13 protein-coding genes and 1 other RNA gene are annotated in these 22,834 nt (G+C 35.7%); 12 read left to right on the top strand and 2 right to left on the bottom strand.

Features of this window, described 5'->3' with window-relative positions; genetic code table 11:
- Positions 1–941: 941 nt before the first annotated feature.
- From PKK00_13340 to PKK00_13290, 11 genes are all read left to right on the top strand, one after another.
- The gene (locus PKK00_13340) at positions 942–3,239 is read left to right on the top strand and encodes a UvrD-helicase domain-containing protein (protein HNW99384.1); all 2,298 of its coding nucleotides are present in this window, start codon (positions 942–944) and stop codon (positions 3,237–3,239) included.
- 161 nt (positions 3,240–3,400) lie between these two features.
- Entirely contained in the window at positions 3,401–5,263 is a 1,863-nt protein-coding gene (locus PKK00_13335; GenBank protein ID HNW99383.1) for a T9SS type A sorting domain-containing protein, read from the top strand.
- A 149-nt stretch (positions 5,264–5,412) separates the two neighbouring features.
- Positions 5,413–6,186: a DUF4290 domain-containing protein gene (locus tag PKK00_13330; GenBank protein HNW99382.1), complete on the top strand. Its 774-nt coding sequence runs from the start codon at positions 5,413–5,415 to the stop codon at positions 6,184–6,186.
- A gap of 229 nt (positions 6,187–6,415) precedes the next feature.
- Positions 6,416–7,723 carry a UDP-N-acetylglucosamine 1-carboxyvinyltransferase gene (gene murA / locus PKK00_13325; GenBank protein HNW99381.1) on the top strand — a complete coding sequence of 436 codons (1,308 nt, stop codon included), beginning with the start codon at positions 6,416–6,418 and terminating at the stop codon, positions 7,721–7,723.
- Between the two features lie 199 nt (positions 7,724–7,922).
- Positions 7,923–8,474: a redoxin family protein gene (locus PKK00_13320; GenBank protein ID HNW99380.1), complete on the top strand. Its 552-nt coding sequence runs from the start codon at positions 7,923–7,925 to the stop codon at positions 8,472–8,474.
- A gap of 128 nt (positions 8,475–8,602) precedes the next feature.
- A complete protein-coding gene (locus PKK00_13315) occupies positions 8,603–9,187 on the top strand; it encodes a nucleotide exchange factor GrpE (GenBank protein ID HNW99379.1) in 585 nt (194 codons plus the stop codon).
- Positions 9,188–9,206: 19 nt separating this feature from the next.
- Positions 9,207–10,361, top strand: a complete 1,155-nt coding sequence (gene dnaJ / locus PKK00_13310) for a molecular chaperone DnaJ (protein ID HNW99378.1) — start codon at positions 9,207–9,209, stop codon at positions 10,359–10,361.
- 150 nt (positions 10,362–10,511) lie between these two features.
- The gene (locus PKK00_13305) at positions 10,512–11,438 is read left to right on the top strand and encodes an ATP-binding cassette domain-containing protein (GenBank protein HNW99377.1); all 927 of its coding nucleotides are present in this window, start codon (positions 10,512–10,514) and stop codon (positions 11,436–11,438) included.
- A 126-nt stretch (positions 11,439–11,564) separates the two neighbouring features.
- The gene (locus PKK00_13300; GenBank protein HNW99376.1) at positions 11,565–12,905 is read left to right on the top strand and encodes an ABC transporter permease; all 1,341 of its coding nucleotides are present in this window, start codon (positions 11,565–11,567) and stop codon (positions 12,903–12,905) included.
- Between the two features lie 69 nt (positions 12,906–12,974).
- A complete protein-coding gene (locus tag PKK00_13295) occupies positions 12,975–14,909 on the top strand; it encodes a tetratricopeptide repeat protein (GenBank protein HNW99375.1) in 1,935 nt (644 codons plus the stop codon).
- A 77-nt stretch (positions 14,910–14,986) separates the two neighbouring features.
- On the top strand, positions 14,987–16,150 hold the full coding sequence (locus PKK00_13290; protein HNW99374.1) for a sigma-54 dependent transcriptional regulator: 1,164 nt from the start codon (positions 14,987–14,989) through the stop codon (positions 16,148–16,150).
- A 215-nt stretch (positions 16,151–16,365) separates the two neighbouring features.
- Here PKK00_13290 and PKK00_13285 read toward each other — a convergent pair whose 3' ends face one another.
- Positions 16,366–20,967 (bottom strand): T9SS type A sorting domain-containing protein, encoded by a 4,602-nt coding sequence (locus tag PKK00_13285; GenBank protein ID HNW99373.1) that lies wholly within the window; start codon positions 20,965–20,967, stop codon positions 16,366–16,368.
- A 207-nt stretch (positions 20,968–21,174) separates the two neighbouring features.
- On the opposite strand from PKK00_13285, the gene ssrA reads away from it, so the two are divergent.
- Positions 21,175–21,547: a transfer-messenger RNA gene (gene ssrA, locus PKK00_13280) on the top strand.
- A gap of 263 nt (positions 21,548–21,810) precedes the next feature.
- Here the strand turns inward: ssrA and PKK00_13275 are convergent.
- Complete coding sequence (locus PKK00_13275) at positions 21,811–22,215, bottom strand: PAS domain-containing protein (GenBank protein HNW99372.1); 405 nt, start codon at positions 22,213–22,215, stop codon at positions 21,811–21,813.
- Positions 22,216–22,834: the final 619 nt, after the last annotated feature.

Here is a 22,834-nt window from a genome sequence, read left to right as displayed (position 1 = left end):
ATGGTTAAAATTGCTGCTATAAAAATTCTTTTGAAAAAAATTTAAACAGGCTCTATGAATAAACTTCATTCGTATTTTTTCTTTTTTGGTCCCAATTTATAAATTGTAAAATTCAAATTCTAAAAATCAAAAAAATTCTAATACGTAATCAATGTTCATATAGATAAGGTAATCGAAAAAAAATTAACCGAAAGCATGACTGATAAGGATTACAGAAGAATCCTAAAAATTAAACTTACGACTAAAGTTTTTTGTTTATTGAAATGAATAAAAATGACACCTTATAATAATTATTGATGTTACGCAAAACCCAAAATAAAATTTTAAAAACTTTAATTAATAAGGATTTTAAGAGTATATGCCGCCCGCCTAACTGACGAGGCAGGTAGGCATAACCGCTTGGTAAAATATATAACCACTATGAAGTTGTGTGCTGCCCGTCTTGACGACGAGGCAGATAGGCACAACCCAATTAACTGAGCGTGCTTGAAAGCTATATAGTCTTGAAAGTTTAGTACCTACGGTACAATAAGAAGTCAGTTGTACTTTTCTTTACCAAGCTGTTGTCCCTAACTGGACATAATAATAATAATAAAATAATGTTGTTTCGACACAAATAATGATTTTGCGTAACATCAGTTGATTATACTCAACGATGATAATTTAAAAATACTATTAAATATTTGGTGTTTAATTATAATTACCAAATAGTCTATCAATTTCATTTGTTAAAAGTTTAATGTCTTAACCCCCTAAACAAATTTTAAAATTAATTCAGACTTCTTATATGCATTCTTATCCGCCTTGGCGGACTGAACTCTTTTTCCCTTGTCTACTTGTCTACTTATCAACTTGTCAACTTCTATAAAATTAAAAACTTTTCAACACTTCAATTCAATCCAATAATTTCAAGTAATTTTGAAAATCAAAAATTTTTTATTGTGGCTGATTTTCTGAAAGACCTGAATGACGCGCAACGCGAGGCAGTGCTTTGTACCGATGGTCCTGTGATGGTTATTGCAGGCGCCGGTTCCGGTAAAACTCGCGTGCTTACTTATCGAGTTGCATACCTTTTAAATATTGGAGCTGACCCGTTTCAAATTCTCGCACTCACCTTTACTAACAAGGCTGCCCGCGAAATGAAAGAACGCATTATAAAAATTGTTGGATTTGCCGATGCAAAAAATGTGTGGATGGGAACATTCCATTCCATATTTGCCCGCATCCTGCGCATTGAAGGACACAGGCTTGGCTATCCCAATAATTTCACCATTTACGATACCGATGATTCGAAAACTTTAATAAAACAAATCATCAAAGAAAATGAACTGGATGATAAAACATACCAGCCAAATTATGTGATGTCGCGTATATCAGGAGCAAAGACCAATTTGATTTCATCGCGCGAATACAACGATAATTCCGAAATACAGCAACAAGACAGGATGTCGGGAAAACCACGAATGGGCGAAATATATTCATTATACGACCAGCGTCTGATGCGTGCATCAGCAATGGATTTCGACGATTTGCTTTTTAAAATGAATATCCTGCTTCGCGATTTCCCTGAAGTCCTCTATAAATACCAGCAACAATTCAAATACATCCTTGTTGATGAATACCAGGATACCAATTATGCCCAATACCTTATTGTAAAAAAACTCGCCGCTAATAACGAAAATATTTGCGTGGTGGGTGATGATGCTCAAAGTATATATGCGTTCCGTGGGGCCAATATCAAGAATATCCTGAACCTGAAGAATGATTATCCTGACATGAAAGTGTTCAAGCTGGAACAAAACTACCGCTCCACAAAAAATATCGTGAACGCTGCAAATAGTATCATCGTTAATAATAAGGAGCAAATTTTTAAAGAAATCTGGACTGATAATGATGACGGTGAAAAGATACAACTGCTTAAAGCCACTACAGATAATGAAGAAGGACAACTTGTAGCCCGTTCCATCTTTGAACAAAAAATGCAGCAACAACTTATGAATTCTTCTTTTGCCGTGCTTTATCGTACCAATGCGCAAAGCCGTGCAATGGAAGAAGCATTACGTAAACTGAACATACCTTATAAAATTTTCGGAGGCTTGTCTTTTTACAAGCGCAAAGAAATAAAAGATTTGATAGCCTACTTCAGGCTTTCTTTAAATCATAATGATGAAGAGGCTTTATGGCGTATCATAAATTATCCTAACAGGAAAATAGGAAAAACCACCCAGGAAAAAATAATGGTTGAAGCCGATAAGAATAATAAATCACCCTGGGAAATTGTAGATAATATTAAATCGTATGGGTTCGGAAGTGCGGGCGAAAAAATTGCAGATTTTGCCAATATGATAAAAAGTTTTGCAGCCATGGCTAAATCAAAAAATGCATGGAGTGTTGCCGATCATATTGTCCGCTCTTCGGGGCTATTGAAGGATTTAAGTGAAGACACAACTATTGAAGGTATTGGCCGTCAGCAAAACATTGAAGAGCTATTGAATGGTATAAAAGCATTCAGCGAAACGGAAGAAGCAGAGAACAATGAAGCTCCACAGAAATTGCTTGCAGAATATATCCAGGATATTTCGCTGCTCACTGATGCTGAAGATCCCGACAAGAAAGACGACAGCGATTATGTTTCACTGATGACCATACATGCTGCCAAAGGTCTTGAATTTCCTCATGTTTATATTGTAGGTGTGGAAGAAAATCTTTTCCCTTCAATGCAGTCGCTCGGAACCCGCACAGAACTTGAAGAAGAGCGCAGGTTATTTTATGTGGCTTTAACACGTGCCATGAAAAGAGCCACAGTATCATACTCTGAAACCCGCTACAAATGGGGCAACCTGAACTTTTGCGAACCCAGCCGCTTTATTGAAGAATTGAATCCAAACTATATTGATTTTCCAAAACGAAAAACAGTACAAACCGACGAATTCATTTTCGACACCGGCAGCAAACAAAAAATATTCAGCCCAAAACCAACACAACCGGGCATTTCAGTAAAAAAGAATTTTGTACCTATTGAAAAAGCAAAACCTAAAACCGCTATTAATATTGAATTTACTGAAAATATTACCGAAAAACTTCAAGTGGGCATGCAGGTGGAACACGCCAAATTCGGTAATGGTAAAGTTATCAGCATTGAAGGAAATGCAGTAGATAAAAAAGCTATTGTATTTTTCGAGAATATCGGGCAAAAGCAATTACTTCTGAAATTTGCAAAACTTAAAATTCTTGAATAATATTTCTCGCAGATTATCGCAGAAAAAAACGCAGAAAAGCGCAGCAAATTTTTTACATTATTTCATATATTATTAAGGACTAAAGCCATTGTCATTATTATTCATTTTAAAACTATCTTTGAAAAAAAATTACAAACAAGAAAACTCAAGAGGACAACAAAATGAAAAACTTTCTTAATTTTTTAAGAATTGTGTTTGTTGTTCTCGGTTGCCTATTGACCCAGAACACTCAAGCACAAAATACCTTCCAGAAGTATTACGGTACTAACGGAGAAGGTAGAAGCGTTCTACAATTACCTGACGGTAATTATGCCGTTATGGGTACAATGAATGGCGACTTCTTTGTCGCTAAAATGGACAAATGGGGCAATCCAATGTGGCATTTCACTTATGGTGGAAGTGGCACAGAACAGGGAATGACCATGACTTTATCAACAGATGGGCAATATCTGTTTGTTGGCGGGATTACTTTTACTTTCATCTCAAAAGGAATAGATGCAGCTTATGTTTTAAAGATAGATGCATCAAATGGAACCTTAATTTGGTCTAGATCCTTTTATGGAGATGGAACGAGTATGAATTCAACTGAATGTTATTCCATTGAAGTTACAGCTGATGGTGGTTGCATTGCTACTGGTATGACTTTTGCTTTCAGTACAGTTTATGATGCACTTTTTGTTGTTAAGTTTGATGCTGATGGCAATTTAGTTACTCCGATTTTGTTTGGAGGAAATAGTGATGGCCCTACCTATGTTACTCTTAAGAAGACTTCTGATGGTGGTTTCATAGTTTGTGCAGATTGGTATAATCCATCAACTAGCACTGACCTTTTGCTTTTAAAACTCGATGCCAATGGCAATGAAGTTTGGGCAAAAACATACGGAGGAACCTCTTTGGAGTTCGGAATTTTTGTTAAAGAAACTCCTGATGGCGGATTTATTGCTGTGGGGTATTCAGAAAGTTTTTCTTCAACTGGAAGAAGTATTTACGCAGTAAGGACTAATTCCGTTGGGGATACTTTGTGGACTAGAAGCATTGGCTGTAATGACAAACAGTCTGCTGGTTACTCAGTAGATATTGCTGGAAATGACTTTATTATTGCTGGTTACAATTCTGGTTTTTATAATCTAATAACCAAAATTGACTCAAACGGCAACATTATTTTCAGTGAAAATATTGAGTCGACTACAGGACAGTGGCTTTATTCAGTAAGCAAGTCAAGTGACGGCGGGTATATTTCAACTGGTCAATACAATGGCTCTGTTTATCTTGTTAAAGCTGATTCGACTGTAGAAGTTTGTGATGGAACAGATGCAGGGGTAAGTTCTACTCCTGTGAATACTATCGTTACAAATGTGACTTTACCTCAGATAAACATTACCCCAACTATGTATAGTCCTGCTACAATAGTGGCAGCAGCTACAATATTGGTAAATACTATTTGCTCATCTAATTCTGTTCCGGTAGCTTTAGAGTTGTATATTTCAGGAACTACTGCTCCAGCTTCAGGATATGGTTACATAGGCGATACCTTAAAACTTAATTACACTTACACCGATGCAGATAATGACTCCGAAGGAGTTTCAACTTTTAAATGGTTGGTAAATAGCGTAGTTTCCGGCACCGGTAATACTTATATTGTTCAGCCTTCTGATTTGAATAAGTGGATTAAATTTGAGGTTACTCCTGTGGCACAAACAGGCGAATTAATTGGTTCTACAATAGCCAGTGCAGTAGTTCATATAATTTCTAAACCTGACACATCGGGAATTAATGAATTTCAAAACAGCGTTATTTCTGTTTTTCCTAATCCAGCCACAAGGCTTGTAAATATTAGTATCCCCAATGAATTAAGAAACAAAAAAATCATAATTGAATTTATAAATGCCAAAGGCGAAATTATTCTCAATAAAGAAATAGTTTCAGCAGAAACTGATGTAACGCTTAATATTAGCCAGATTCCGGATGGACTATATTTTATCAGGTTGCAAAATTATTTATTAAAATTATCTATCCAGCGATAGAAACGACTTCATATCATTTAACAATTAAACATTAAAAATTTGTTTTTAATTTTTTTGTATATTTGCATCGTATTACAACTACAATTTTATTTATAACCTAATTTTTACATTTCTTTTATTATTAATTTATCTTTCCAAATTTTATATTCATGGAGTATAATACCACCCGCGAACAGTTGCCAATTAAAGAATACGGACGCAACATAAAAAAAATGATCGAGTATGCCGTTAGCGTTGAAGACCGCGAAAAACGCAACAAATTAGCCAAAGCTATTGTTAGTGTAATGTCGCAGCTTAACCCGCAAATGCGCGACAACAATGAATTCAAACATAAATTATGGGATCATCTTTTCATCCTGTCGAATTTTAAACTCGATGTTGATTCGCCATTTCCTATACCATCACAGGAAAGCATCGATGCAAAACCCGAAAAAATTTCTTACCCTTCATATAATATTTCGTTTAAGCATTACGGAAAGAATATTGAAAAGATTATTAAAAAAATTGTTGAGAAAGAGGATGGGCCGCAGAAAGATGCACTTACTATTGCCATAGCCAATCATATGAAAAAGTCGTATCTCAACTGGAATCGCGAATCGGTTGATGATGAAGTGATACTGCAACACCTTGAAATGCTTTCAGAAGGGAAATTGAAACTGAAAGAAGAAATGAGACTCAACAATACCCGCGATATTCTTGCTGTTAGCAAACGCCGCGACAATTATAAAAGTCAGCAGCAAAATCCTAAAAGAGATAGCAACCGAAAAAATTTCTCAAACAATTACCAGAAAAACCGCAACCAGCAACATCATCAAAGCAACCAACAACAAAGCAACCAACAGAATAATCCATCAAATAATCAGCAAAACAATCAATCAAATAACCAGCAGAATAATAACAATTCGGGAAACAGTAATCAGTAAGTTCTTTGTTTGTCGTTTGATGTTCTGTCGCTCGATTATTCGTTTGTTCAATTGCTTCGCTGCGGCAGACTAAATTTCTGATTTTATTAATTTCTTTCTATCGGAAGCAAAAGGGCAAAGCTTGTCAACTTGTTAACTTTTCAACTTATCGACTTGTAAACTTCTAATTTCTTAACTTTTTTTCACAAAGATTTTTCTTATCTTGCAACGAATTTCAAACTTATCTGATATGAGTTCATTTGAAGTTATTGGCGGACATAAACTAAAAGGGGAAATTATTCCGCAGGGTGCAAAAAACGAAGCATTACAGGTAATCTGCGCTACGCTGTTAACTCCCGAAAAAGTTACCATCAGCAACATTCCCGATATTCGCGACATCAATAAGCTTATTGAACTCCTTGCTTCGCTTGGTGTAAAAACAAAAAAAATAAACAACGATACATATTCTTTCCAGGCTGATGACATCAATCTCGATTACATGATGAGCGATGATTTCATAAAACAGGCAACAAGTCTGCGCGGCTCAGTGATGATTTTAGGTCCGCTGCTTGCAAGGTTTGGCAAAGGATTTATTCCAAAACCCGGTGGCGACAAAATCGGGCGCCGCCGTATTGATACACATTTCATCGGTTTGCAGAAATTAGGCGCCGAATTGAAATTTAAACAAGGAGAAGATTTTTTTGAAGTAGAAGCTAAAAAACTTAAGGGAGCTTATATGCTGCTCGACGAAGCTTCGGTTACAGGAACTGCAAACATAGTGATGGCAGCAGTTATGGCTGAAGGAGTAACTACTATTTATAATGCAGCCTGCGAGCCTTACCTGCAACAGCTCTGCAAAATGCTTAACCGCATGGGTGCAAAAATTTCAGGTATCGGTTCTAATTTAATTACTATTGGCGGTGTTGATTATCTTGGAGGTACAGAACACAGGCTACTTCCCGATATGATTGAAATAGGAAGTTTCATAGGACTGGCAGCCATGACAAAATCGGAGATCACCATAAAAAATACAGCATACGATGAACTTGGCGTTATTCCTGATGTTTTCAAAAAACTAGGAATAAAATTCGAACGCAGAAATGATGATATTTATATTCCATCACAAAAACAATATGAAATAGAAACTTTTATTGATGGCTCCATCCTGACCATTGCCGATGCTATCTGGCCGGGCTTTACCCCCGACCTGTTAAGTGTAGTACTGGTTGTTGCCACACAAGCCAAAGGCAGCGTATTGATACATCAGAAAATGTTTGAAAGCCGTTTGTTTTTCGTTGATAAATTAATCGACATGGGCGCACAAATCATCCTCTGCGACCCACACCGTGCAACAGTCATTGGACTTAACAGGCAATTCCCGCTTCGGGGCATCAGCATGGTATCGCCTGACATACGTGCTGGAGTATCACTGCTTATTGCTGCACTATCAGCCGAAGGCAAAAGCATTATTCACAATATCGAACAGATAGACCGGGGTTATCAGCATATTGATGAACGCCTGAGAGCATTGGGTGCAAATATTAAACGTATCGCATAAATCAGGCATGATTCTTCGTATATTTGCAAAAAATAATTTTATGAAATATCCATGCAAATGAAAAATTTACACCAAACAGAATTATTAAAATAAGTGTAGTAAAAAATTAAGCATGGATATTCACGAGCAAGCCCGTGTTGCGCTCCGATGAATATCGGAAGTGTGAGCGAGTAACTATAAAAACTTAAAATTTAAACAGATGAAACGTATATTTTTCTTCTCGTCATTAATAGTACTGGCAATAGTTTTTAGTCTATATGCATTCAATACTCCCGATAACAGGGAACTTATGAAAAAAGATATTAATGTTGGCGACACCGTTCCAAACATCAGCATGAAAAATCCAAACGATTCGATGGTTTCTCTTTTTTCTATAAAAAACAAATTGATACTTGTTGATTTCTGGGCATCATGGTGTGGACCCTGCCGCCGTGAAAACCCTACTGTTGTTGCTGCATACAAAAAATTCAAAGATGAGAAATTCAAAAAAGTGAAATGTAAAGGGTTTACTGTATTCAGCGTCTCGCTTGATAAAGATAAAACCGCCTGGAAAAATGCCATTGCGAAAGACAGCCTTAAATGGCCATACCATGTAAGCGATCTGAAATTCTGGAGTAACGAAGCTGCCCTTAATTATGGAATAACTCTTATTCCTTCTAATTTCTTAATCGACAAGAACGGTGTTGTTCTTGCAAAAAATCTAAGGGGAAAAGACCTGGAAGCAAAACTTAACGAGCTTCTCGAAAAGTAAAAATTCATAATTAAAATATTACTTTTGCAATGACAAAATGACCAGCCATAATCCATTGGCAGGTTATTTGTTATTTCAGTCGGGAATTTTCCGAAAAAATATGTATCAATATAAAAAACATGCTGAAAATGAATAAGAAGAAAGGGAATAAAGAAGAAATTTCAGAAAAAGAAAATATCGAAGCGATAGAAGAAAAACCCGTATCTGACAATCAGGCACAAGAAAATACGGAACAGTTGACCGAAGAAAATAATAAAGAACCAGAAAAAAAAGAAGCAACTCCCGAAGAAAAATATGCAGAGTTAAACGACCGGTTTCTTCGCTTATATTCTGAATTTGATAATTACAGGAAACGTACACTTAAAGAAAGAATTGACCTGATTAAAACAGCATCAGAAGATATCATTAAAACATTATTACCTGTTATTGACGACCTGGAACGCGCTATTACTTCAATGAAAGACCAGCCTGATAATTCTTCACTCGAAGGTATCAACCTGATTTATCTTAAATTCAAAAATATCCTTACACAAAAAGGAATAGAAGATATTAAAACATTAGGCGAATCATTCAATACCGATTTTCATGAAGCGGTTACCACCATTCCTTCTGAAAACGATGAACAGAAAGGCAAAGTAGTAGATGTGGTTGAAAAAGGATACCTTCTGAATGGAAAAGTAATACGTTATGCTAAAGTAATAGTAGCTGAATAAAGCTACAAAAAACATTAAAATGACAACGAAAAGAGATTATTACGAAATACTGGGTGTTACTAAGAATGCCGGCGAAGCCGAACTTAAAAAAGCATACCGGCAGATGGCCTTAAAATACCATCCCGATAAAAACCCAGGAAATAAAGCCGCTGAAGAAAAATTTAAAGAAGCTGCCGAGGCATACGAAGTTTTAAGCAATCCCGAAAAAAGACAGAAATACGATCAGTTTGGACATGCAGGACTTGGAAATGGCGCAGGATTCAGCGGTGCAGGCATGAATATGGATGATATTTTCAGCCATTTCGGTGATATTTTCGGCGATATGTTCGGAGGAGGAGGTTTCAGTTCACGTGGTGGACGTGGCGGACGCAGGGTTAACAGAGGAACAAATTTGCGCGTCAAAGTAAAACTCACCCTTGAAGATATTCTTAAAGGCGTTGAAAAAAAGATAAAAGTAAATAAATATATAAGCTGTTCCGATTGTAGTGGAACCGGTGCTAAAGGCGGTTCATCGTATTCCACATGTTCTACTTGCAGGGGAACCGGACAGGTTACAAGAGTAACCAATACTTTCCTTGGCCAGATGCAGACCGCATCTGCCTGTCCTCAATGCGGTGGCGAAGGACATACCATTACCAATAAATGCAATACCTGCTTTGGAAACGGTATTGTTAAAGGCGAAGAAATCATATCATTAAATATCCCTGCAGGTGTTGCTGAAGGCATGCAGCTTTCGGTTAGCGGAAAAGGAAATGCTGCAGCCCGCGGTGGTGTCCCCGGCGACCTGATAGTTGTTATTGAAGAAGCTGAACACCCTGAACTGATACGCGATGGCGACAACCTGTTATATGAACATTACATCACTATTCCCGAAGCAGCATTAGGTACCACTATTGAAGTCCCTACTGTTGAAGGCAAAGCACGGGTTAAAATTGAGGCAGGTACACAAGCAGGAAAAGTATTACGATTGAAAGGAAAAGGGTTGCCTTCACTGAACTCTTATTCACGAGGCGATTTGCTTGTAAACATTAATGTATGGACTCCGCAAAATTTAACTAAAGAAGAAAAAGCCATGCTGGAGAAACTTCAGAATTCACCTAATTTTAAACCCACTCCCGGGCATAAGGACAAGAATTTCTTTGAACGCATGAGAGAAATGTTTAAGCATGAATAGTTGGGAATTATAGTATTTAATTGACAAATGAGTTAAATGATCAAATTGTTTAATTAATATAGAAATAGCGCTACAGGGAAACCGGTAGCGTTTTTTATTTAGGAACATGTATTATGATTTTTTTTAATTTCGCAATAAATAAAAATCAGAATGGATATTTTTCAAGCAGTAAATGTTAGTAAGCGGTTTGCCAATCATACTGCTCTCGACAAGGTAGGTATTTCCGTTCCGCTACAAAGTATTTTTGGTTTACTTGGCCCGAATGGCGCAGGAAAAACCACGCTTATCCGAATTATCAACCAGATCACGGGTCCTGATGAAGGGGAAATATTCTTTAACGGCGAGAAATTAAATTCGAAACACGTTGAACAAATCGGGTATCTTCCTGAAGAACGAGGCTTATACAAGAAAATGAAAGTAGGTGAACAGGCTTTATACCTGGCTCAATTAAAAGGTCTTTCAAAAAGAGACGCATTAACAAAACTGAAATACTGGTTTGAAAAATTCGAGATCCAGGCATGGTGGAATCGCAAGGTTGAAGAGCTTTCCAAAGGTATGCAGCAAAAAGTTCAGTTCATTGTTACCATACTTCATGAACCCAAACTATTGATATTTGATGAACCATTCAGTGGATTTGACCCTATTAATGTGAATTTACTGAGAGATGAAATCCTTACGCTAAGAAAAAACGGCGCTACAATTATTTTCTCTACTCATAATATGGCTTCTGTTGAAGAGCTATGCGACGATATTGCTCTTATCAATAAATCAAAAAAGATATTAGACGGAAGTGTGAAAGATATTCGCAAACAATTCAAAACTGATATTTACGAATTCGAACTTGAAAACTTTTCAGGTAACCTGGAAACCATAATGAATGGCAAATTCAAGCTGATAGAAGAAAAACCGGAAGGAGAGATCACCAGGATAAAAATCAAAACCAACAAAGGAATATCCCAGAACGAGCTGATACATTCCATTCTGCCATTTGCACAAATACTGTCATTTCACGAAATCATACCTAGCATGAATGATATTTTTATATCGCAGGTTGAAGGTGATTTCAAAACTGATTAATTGTTTAACTATTCAATTGTTTAATTGGAAAGATAATGAATATCTAACCATTTAACAACAATGCAACAATTTAACAATTTCAGCCATCAAGCAATTTATCAATCGAACAATCAAATAGTATAAACAATGAATAAAATTCCAATAATTATCAGCCGCGAATATTTATCAAGAGTAAAAAAACGCTCATTTATTATCATGACCATTCTCGGTCCAATATTAATGGCAGCCATGATGATTGTGCCGGTTTATATAGCGCAGATGTCGGACGAATTAAAAACTATAGCAGTAGTTGATGATAGCGGAATATTTTATAAACGATTTGCTGATACCGATAATATTAAATTTGAATACCTGAACGAAACAAAAGACCAGGTTTTGGATTCGCTCGAGTCAAGCAGTTATTATGCAGTTTTGTATTTACCTGAAGAATTCGTTTCAAAACCATCAACCGGAATTTTATATTATCAGAAAAGTCAGCCCAGTATTACGGTAAAATCATATATCGAAACCGTTCTGAAAAAAGAAATGGAAGCAATAAATCTGAAAACTTCCGGTATCAGTAAAGAAGTCATCGAATCAATAAATACAAATATTGACCTGAATCTTTTCAAATTTTCGGGCAATGGTTTTGAAGAAAAAAGCAGCACTGAAGTAAGCACTGCACTGGGAATGTTTGCTGGCATTATGATTTACATGTTTATTTTTCTTTTCGGAACACAAGTTATGCGTGGCGTAATTGAAGAAAAAACAAGCCGCATTATTGAAGTAATCATTTCATCAGTAAAACCTTTTCAGCTTATGTTGGGAAAAATTATCGGCATTGCATTGGTTGGGCTTACACAATTCCTGCTATGGATAGTTCTCACTTTCGGGATTTATACTGTTGTTCAAAGTGCATATCCTGAAACTTTCAAATTGAATAAAACCGAAAACCCATTAATTGGAAATAGTAAAATAATTTCTCACGAACAGGCAAATGAATTAAATGCCAATCATTACAAGAATGAGGGAATGCGTGATTTTCTCAAAGCCTTATCTACAATAAATTTTGGAGTTATGATCATGGCATTTATTTTTTATTTCTTATTCGGATATTTGCTGTATGCCGCATTATTTGCTGCTGTTGGCTCTGCTGTTGACAGCGAAGCGGACACACAACAATTCATGTTACCCATAACAATCCCGCTGGTATTCGCTTTACTCATGAGTAATTTTGTGATTAACAATCCTAATGGACCTGTAGCTTTCTGGCTTTCGATAATTCCTTTTACTTCACCTATAATCATGATGATTCGTATTCCTTTCGGAGTTCCCATTCTCGACCAGGTTCTATCCTACTCCATGTTAATTCTCGGATTCCTTTTCTGCACATGGCTCGCAGGGAAAATATACAGAACAGGAATTTTGATGTATGGTAAAAAAGTGAACTACCAGGAACTTTGGAAATGGATAACATATAAAGGTTAAAAGTATAGTTATACCTGAATAGTATTGACCATTTTTAGAAAAGATGAAACTAACGTAAACCCAGGAAAAATGTCCGGGATACAAAAGAAAAATATAAAACAAAATAAACAGAGCGCTTCACAAAGAATACCTTTAAATAAAGAATATTCTTCAAATGGCATTTTAAAATGGGCTCCTTTGTTCATTTTGGTATTCACTGCTTTGATCTATAGAAAAGCAATATTTAATGGATTCGCAACATGGGACGATAACTATTATATTCAGGAAAACCCTTTTATCAGGGATTTCAGTATAAACAGAATAAAAGCTATTTTTTCTTCATTTTATTTTAGCAACTATCATCCCTTAACAACGCTTACTTATTTGATCGAATTCAAATGTTTTGGATTAAATCCATTGCCTTTTCATATACTAAATGTAGCATTGCACTTGCTGAACACCTGGCTCGTTTTTATACTTGCCGAACGACTCAGCGGAAAAAAAATAACCGGAATTTTAGTTTCATTATTGTTTGCCATTCATCCCATGCATGTAGAATCCGTAGCATGGATATCGGAGCGAAAAGATTTATTGTATACCACTTTCTATTTGCTTTCACTGATGTTATACTTGCGTTACCTTGAATTTAAGAAGGCAAAGTTTTATATCGGGGCGGTATTGCTTTTTATTTTTTCACTTCTTTCAAAATCGGCGGCAGTAACATTACCTGTTCTTTTAATAGCTATCGATTTTTATAAAGGGAGAAAGATCAATGCAAAATTATTGCTTGAAAAGGTTCCTTTCTTTATTCTCGCGCTGCTATTTGGAATAATAGCAATAATGTCGCAACTAACAATTGAAACAAACGCCGACATTCCTTTACCAAATGGTTTCATTGAAAGAATTTTCCTTTGCTCTTATGCTATTGCTTTTTACATAATAAAAATGGTAGCGCCTTTCAACCTATCAGCTATGTATTATTTTTCCAACTCTCAGAATGGTTCATTAACATGGGCTTATTATGCCTCCCTCCCATTCCTGCTTATTATCGTATGGTTAGTGATTCGAAACCGTTCCAAGCTAAAGGAAATAATATTTGGCATTTTCTTTTTTCTTATCACCATTTCTGTTATGTTGCAAATTGTTCATGTAGGAAGCGCCATTACAGCAGACCGATATACGTATGTTTCTTACATCGGTTTATTTTTTATCGCTGTACAATCAATTATAAATATTAAAAAAAAGCAGGTAAAAAATACCATCATTACCTTGTTTTGTGTTTTCATAATAATGTTTTCATTTCAAACATATGCCCGCATTAAAGTATGGAAAGATGGAGATGTTCTTTTTACTGATGTGATAAAAAAGAATCCCAATATCTTTCACGCATACTGGATAAGAGGTCAGGCAAAAAAAGCCAAAGGTGATTTACAAGGCTCGCTTCAGGATTTCACAAAAGCATTGGAACTAAAGCCTGACTTTGTTTTCGGGCTTATAGACAGAGGCAATGTACGAAGTGATATGGGTGATTATAAAGGTGCGCTGGATGATTATAATCATGCTGTAATGCTTGATCCTGCAATGGCAAAGGCATATAACAACAGAGGCATAGTACATGTTTTGCTTGGCGATAAGAAATCAGCCATGCTCGATTATGATAAAGCAATAAAGTTAAATCCTGAATTTGCTGAAGCTTTCAATAACAGGGCATCGCTTAAAGCCAATACCGGCGATCTTAAAGGAGCGATTAATGATGTGAATAATGCAATTCTTCTTACCCCCTACAAAGCTGAGTATTACAGAGACAGAGGAGAAATCAGATATTTAAAAAATGATTTTAAAGATGCTATTAACGATTTTAATTATTCTTTGAAACTGAAACCTGACGATTACAGTTGTTATTATTTCAGCGGAATGTCGAAGCTAAATCTTAAAGATACTTCCGGTGCATGTAAGGACTGGGAAAAATCAATGAAGTTAGGTTGTACTGAGGCATCAGAGGCGATAACAAAATATTGCCATTAAATTATTTCATTAATCCAAATAAGCTTACTTATAATTTCTCTTTTTCTTATCTTTGTGGGAACAAATAATTTTTCTTTATGGCAAAAATACTGGTGATAGACGATGAAAAAAGCATACGCAATTCTTTACGCGATATACTTGAATACGAAAAATTTTTGGTAGACGAGGCAGCCGAAGGCAACGAAGGTATTGAAATGGTAAAGAAAAACCAGTATGACGTTATCTTATGCGATATTAAAATGCCTCGAATGGATGGAATTGAAGTGCTTGAAAATATTAATAAACTTTGCGATACTCCTGTGGTAATGATCTCCGGTCACGGGAATATCGAAACCGCTGTAGAAGCCATAAAGAAAGGCGCTTTCGATTATATTTCAAAACCTCTTGACTTAAACCGTTTGCTTATCACTGTCCGAAATGCAATGGACAAAGGGCATTTGGTAAACGAGACAAAAGTGCTGAAGAAAAAAATAAGCAAAACATGGGATATGGTTGGCGAATCGCCCGCTATCATGCAGATTAAAGAAATGATCGAACGTGTTGCACCAACCGATGCACGTGTACTGATTACCGGCGAAAATGGAACAGGCAAAGAATTGGTTGCCCGCTGGCTTCACGAAAAAAGCAATCGCTCAGCAGGTGCTTTTGTTGAAGTGAATTGCGCTGCAATACCAGCAGAATTAATAGAAAGCGAATTGTTCGGACATGAAAAAGGTTCTTTTACATCGGCTATAAAACAACGGAAAGGCAATTTTGAACAAGCCCATGGCGGAACCCTTTTCCTCGACGAAATAGGCGACATGAGTCTTTCGGCCCAATCGAAAGTATTGCGCGCGTTACAAGAAAATAAAATTATGCGTGTTGGAGGTGAAAAAGAAATTCCTGTAGATGTAAGAGTTATTGCAGCTACGAATAAAAATGTTCCCGAAGAAATTAAAAAAGGAACGTTTCGCGAAGATTTATATCATCGACTAAGTGTCATATTAATTCATGTCCCCTCTTTAAACGAAAGAGCTTCCGATATTCCTTTGTTGGCTAATTATTTTTTAAAAGAAATTTGTCAAACTCAGGGAAAACCATTAATGACATTTACCAAAGATGCGTACACCGCGCTGCAAAAAATACAATGGACAGGAAACATACGCGAATTAAGAAACGTAGTTGAACGTTTATCTATTTTATGTAATAAAACCATTAGCGAAAAAGACGTAACTATGTTTGCACAACCTTTAGGAAAATAATTTTAGCGGAATGTGTTTAATACCGAAAGCATATATGTAATAGTCCAATAAATTGTACTATAACATCTATGTCATCGGCATTACCATTGTAAAAATTTAAAATATCCGTTGGACTATTTTAAATTTACAATTGGTATAACAATTTAAACGGGTTTCTGCTTAAAAAAAGAGAGGCTGAATGTAAGTATTCAGCCTCTCTTTTTTATTATTGTGATTTATTGTTTTATAATTTTATATTTTGATTGGAAGTGTTGTTTTGCATCTCCTACCAAATTAAGCATATAAATACCCGATGTTAAATCTCCTAAATCTAAGGTGAATAGCTGACTTCCACTATTCAATATATTATATTCAAACGTTTTTACTTTTTTTCCATAGATATCCATTACCTCTATTGTTAAAGATTGTGGGTTTTTAACATCAAATTCAATATTCACACTTTCTTTTATCGGGTTTGGGAAAACACGAATAGCCGTAACATTTTCAATCTCGTTTACCGAACTATTATCAACTAGTAAAGTAACCGCATCGGGTGTAGCAGCTATTTCTTCTTCGTTGCCAACTTTATCAACAGCTACAGAATAAAAGCTGTATGTTTTTCCATATTGTCCTTTAAAAAGGGTTGTAGTTAAATGTGTATTCGATATAAGTTTCGTAACAGAACCATTATCTTCCTGATAATAGATGGTATATTCACGAACTCCACTCTCGGCATCGGAACCTGTCCAACTAACAGTAAATACAGTATCGGTAATAACCGGATCTAATAAGTTTACCGAGCTTTCGGGGGCATTTAAATCGAGTGTATTAACCCATGTATTCGTTAGAATTGGTGCATTTAAGTCGAAGATAATAGAAGCTCTATTGGCTATTTCAGTGCCATTTGTTAAATTCTCTTTTAAACGGCACGAGAACGAAACATATCCTTCCCCTTCGGGTGAAAGCACATTTGGAGGTAAGAATCCGCCCATTGGATCTTCTGTTAAATCCATAGTTAATGGATCTAAAGAAGTATATGACCAAGCGACCACGCCAGTAGCGGTATCTAATTTGGCATTTATACGAACAATTAAGACCTTTTCGGGACGCAAATCTACATCAACAGTATATTCCTGTAAGCCTTCCATCGGATAAATAGTAGTATCTCCAAAATTAACCGGACCTATACTAAAATGCGTTAGATCATATTTAGTTTTGTTTAGTGTGTCGAATACAAAAACCTCTTGAGCTGGAGCTGTTGCATCGGCTTTGTTTTCGAAATAAATACGATAGTTGTAATCTTCTTTATTTCTATTAAACCTTTCATCGCCAAAACCGTTTGGTCCTATTATTTCATTCGGGTCGAAAGAAGCTACTGCTTTTACAGAATCTTCGTCTGGTTTTTTCTTTTTAAACTTTTCGCATTCTTGAACTGCTGAATAGTTATCGTAAATATCGGAAGCAAGTGCATATATATTATAGGCTAATTCATATGCTTTAATAATTGGTATTTCGCTCCCAATATCCCAAACACAAGCCAATGCAGAACGCGTTAACGAATATAAGGCAGAACCTAATGAATTTTCATCGTACGCTAAACCATATAATGTTTGAGAAATAGATGCCACGCACTGTACCCCGGGAACCTGTGTTCCAATTAAATTAACTAATCCATTTGCTAATGCGCTGGCTTGTGCCCACATTATACATTTATCGTATTCAGAGATTCGGGTAGTATCGAAATAATTATCGTTTATCCATGTCTTCATTTTAAAATCGGCCGGCGATTTTATTCTAACTATAATACTTCCCGAAGAGTTGGCCGGTACATTCGACAAAAACAACGGATATACTCTTGCTTTAAAAGGTTTCCCATCGAGCGTATCTATTAAGAAATAAGGTTTAATAGAATCTTTAATGGTTTCCCAAATAGAATCTGTTTCGGCAGGTAAACCAATTTTTTTTGTTTGAAACTGAAGTTCTAGGCCTACAATATCGGAAACAATAAAACAGAAAGGAGCTGAAACAGCATCCACATTGCCTGAATTACCATAATTGATAGTATAGGATTGCCAACGATTAAATAATATTTTATCTCTTCCTGTTACATTAACCCAAAAATCGGCAGGGCGTGTATCTTCAATAGTGAACCCATCTACTAAGGTAAATGTAGAATCGCCAGGTACTTCTACAACAACATTCCATAAACCGGGAGTTACATTAGCAAAAGTAAAACTTGCTTTAACACTACCGGCTGTCGTTTTTACTACGGTATCGGCAACTAAATCGGCGTTCCCTGTTTTGCTTAGTTTTACAATGGTGTTGGTAGTTAATCCGCCGCCATAAACATAAAACGAAACTTTCCCGTTGTTTCCGGCTTTATTAGAAATAACCGACTGTATCCCTTTTATAGTAATCTGCTTAACTGCGGTATCGGAGCTTACTGAGTTATATGCAATAACTTTCGCATCAAAAACACCAGGAGTGGCATACGTATGACTCGGATTGGCTAATGTGGAAAATGAATTATCACCAAAATCCCATTTTATGGATGTGGCATTTAACGAGCTATCTTCAAAACTACAATAATATAAGTTTTGGAAATAGGTAAAATTAGCTTTAGGAGCCGGGAGTATCGTATCGGACATACCATATCCTCCGTAACTAGTATAACGAGGTATGCAAACATAATACGTTAAGTCTTTTTTAACTTGTGTAGATACAGTTGCATTTATACCATAAGAACCACTAGCTAATTGCGTGCTATCGGCTGCAAAAATACGTAAGTTATTAACTTGCAATAATCCATCTGTTTTGACTTTAATTTGTAATAATCCGGAATAACTAGGGATAATTTTCCAAAAGTCAATTAAATCGGTATAATTACTTCCATAATAACCTAAATGACCATTTATCGTATCGTTTTCCGATATTACAATAGCCGTTTTTATTATATCATTATTTAAATTATCGACTGGGTATGGGTTTGGAGTAAACTTAGTAACAACATAATATGAACCATAACCACTCCAAAATGGCACTTTTAAGAAGTAAGTACCCGGAAGTAAATTATTATATGCAACAGCAGCGTTAACACCATAGGTTCCGCTTGCAATTTGCTTTGTTGTATCGGTATCAAATATTAATAAATTATTTACTTGTAATGTGCTGGTACATTTAACAGACACTTCCATTTTGCCGTCTTGTGGAATGGTAAATTTATACCAATCCGTTAAATCGGTGTAATTATGGCCATAATAGCCCAGATGTGCCGTTACCGAATCGTTTACATTTAATGTTAACGCATATTTAGCCGAATCGTTGGGCTCTTTGTCATTCGGATAAACAGCTGCTGTAAATTTAGTAACAACATAATATGAACCATAACCACTCCAGAATGGCACTTTTAAGAAGTAAGTACCCGGAAGTAAATTATTATATGCAACAGCAGCAGTAACGCCATAGGTTCCACTTGCAATTTGTTTTGTTGTATCGGTATCAAATATTAACAAATTATTTACTTGTAATGTACTAGTACATTTAACAGAAACTTCAATTTTCCCATCTTGCGGAATGGTAAATTTATACCAATCTGTTAAGTCGGTATAATTATTCGTGTAATACCCCATATGTGCCGTTGCCGAATCGTTTACATTTAGGATTAATGCATTTTTTGCCGAATCGTTGGGTTCAACTTCTACATCGTATGCTGCAGGTGTAAATTTAGTGGTAAGCGAATACGAACCATAGTTAGACCAAAGAGGTACTTTAATATAATAAGTTCCCGGCATTAAGTTGTTATGGGAAACACTCGCTGTTGCACCATAGCTTCCACTTGCTATTTGTTTTGTTGCATCAACATCGTAAATAATTAAATTATTAACCTGTAAAGGAGTAGTACAAACTACTTTAATATCCATTTTACCATCTAATGGAATAGTAAATTTATACCAATCTTCTTTATCGGTATAAGAACCTTGTGTATACCCAATATGAGCAGTAATAGAATCATTAAAAAATATAGTGTTCGCAACTTCTGCCGAATCGTTATTTTCAACTTCTATAAGCAAATCGGCTTTTGTAAATTTTGATGTAATGTAATATGACCCGTATCCTGACCATTTCGGAACTTTTAGAAAATATGTTCCGGGCATTAAGTTGTTATGGGTAACGTATGCGTTTACGCCATAGGATCCCGTTGCAATTATCGTTGTGGTATCAATGTCATATATCTTCAGGTTATCCACTTGCAAGGTGCTTTCTCCTACAACATGAAAATCTATTTTACCATCTTCGGGTATAACCACTTTGTACCAATCGGTTAAATCGGTATAATTATTTCCGAAATATGCCAGTCTTCCGGTAAGCGAGTCGGTAGGTTGAATTAATATAGCTTGCTTAGGAAGATCGTTCGGTTCGGCATCGTTAGGATATCCTGCCGGTGTAAAAGTATTGGTAAGGGAATAGCTTCCATTTAATGACCATAACGGGACTTTTAAATAATAAATACCCGGCAAAAGGTTGTTATAGGTAACATTTGCCGTAACACCATAGGTACCAGTAGCAATTACACTTGTTCCATTTTGATCGTAAATCATTAAATTATTTACCTGCAATGTTCCATCAGTAACTGCATTAAACGTAATAGCACCTTCGGTAATAAGGGTAAATTTAAACCAGTCTTGGTTGTCGGAGGAGCCTAAGGTTCCTGTTTGAGTTCCATTTAGCGCAATTATATTGGCTTCTTCGGGAGTATTATTTGGTTCGGTTTCAGCAAAAACAATCGAACTAAATAAAATAGAAAATAAAAATACGGTTAAGAGATAAATCTTCTTCATGATATCTATTTTTTATGAATAATCTTGTAAAGATAAGAAGAAAGTTAAAAAAAAATCAATTTTTTTACGACAAATACTAATATTATTTTTGTTTAATGTTATAATTTATTCGACAATAATTAATTAATAAAAACTGCCCTATTTAATTTATAAATTTTTTAGTCGCATTCACCTCAAATTTTCGTATCTTTGCACCACATTTCAAAAGGGGTTGACCGGATTTGACAGCAGGTCGAGTTGAAGTGTAAGCATGTCGGGTGTTGTGAATATTGCCCGTGAAATAAATTCTCACGCCACATAAATGGCAACGATTACAATTACGCAATGGCTGCTTAATTTTAGAAATTAAGCCCATGCTGTTTCCCGAGAAACCTCGCTCAACGGTGTCTCGAGTGAAGCATCGCAAATGTTGAGATAAGACGGCTGAAGCTTCGGCGGCAGGACGAAAACCTCAGAAGATAAGAAATATGTTGGACCGCTTTATTCCTGCATATTTTCGAAAACCAATATAAAGCTAAGCATGTAGAAAGCCCTTTGGCTGCTTGTTTGGACGAGGGTTCGACTCCCTCCAACTCCACAAGAACAAAATCAATAAAAATAGAAAGCCTCAAATACTAACACTTTGAGGCTTTTTATTTTTTCATATTTGACCTTTTATAGCAAATGGAAAATATAAAATTGAAACTTTGTAATCAGTTTTTGGTTAAAGGCAACTCGCTTGGGTATAAGTAATATGTTGATGGAATTTATACTATAACTCTATGACCATTGACTTGACTAGCCTCTACAACCATTAACCTTTAACTATTTTCAAAATAAATTGAAGATGACAAATATTATGCGTTAATCAAGCAGACGTTTTTGTCCTTCAAGATGCATGATGTCTTCTACATCCTGAACGCATTCCAGGCACCCCAGGTATTTACCTTCGGGAGAATGCAGGGCGAAAAATTCTATAAGTATTTTATGAAGCTTCTCTCCTTCCTTCACTTTCAGATCAATCCAAAAGCTGGCTTTTTTGCGGGTACCGGCTTTCATCTCCGATACAATTTTTTCCACTTTATCGAGACTGGTTTGAGGATGACACTCCCTGAAGTTCAATCCCATCGACGTAAGTGGTCTTTTAAAAAGTCGTCCTTCATTTTTATTCCATCCTATCACCTCATCATTGGCGTCAATCACTGAAATTTCAAGAGGAATATGCTCAAAAATAGCCTTGATCACTTCTTCATTCATCATATCTATCATATGTGTATTTTTTTTAGTTTAACATTATAAAGATAATCATAATTTAATATACAGCAAGTATGTTTGCTTCGGGTAAATTGCCTGTCGTGAATGGGAAGGTAATTTCCATTTCTTTTGTAGTACGCTGTTTGCGCCTGTCGCTATGTATTAATGTGCGCTATCTAAAGTATTTTAATTTCATTAAAAATAATTTACAAATTGTATTTATCTTATTACAACAATATTTGCAGATGAGATGTTGCTTTCGTGAAAGAACGTTGAATAATCGTGAAGGTTAGTGCACGAATTGTTACGGTTATTTTCGCAGCTTGTATTGTAATTACTGTTTTCCATTTTACCCTTGCTGATATAATAAACACATGGTGTTTATTTGTTTGTGTTTGTTAAGGGTAATTTTGTAATTACATATGCACTGAATTTTTGTGTAGGCTGTTTGTATATTTAACGGAAGCTTGTTAAGGAATATTTTATTGAAGGTGAAAAAAAATTTAATGAACTTAAATGTATTTTTCTTATTTCCTTAAACATTATTTGATAAATTTGAAGCTAAAAGAAATTAACAAAATAATTTATGCCTACACTCAATTGGATTGGAAAAGAAAAAGTTATTAATCATCAT

This window comes from Bacteroidales bacterium (assembly GCA_035353855.1).
Taxonomy (GTDB): Bacteria; Bacteroidota; Bacteroidia; order Bacteroidales; family CG2-30-32-10; genus DAOQAK01.
This window is presented reverse-complemented; position numbering and strand designations above follow the sequence as displayed.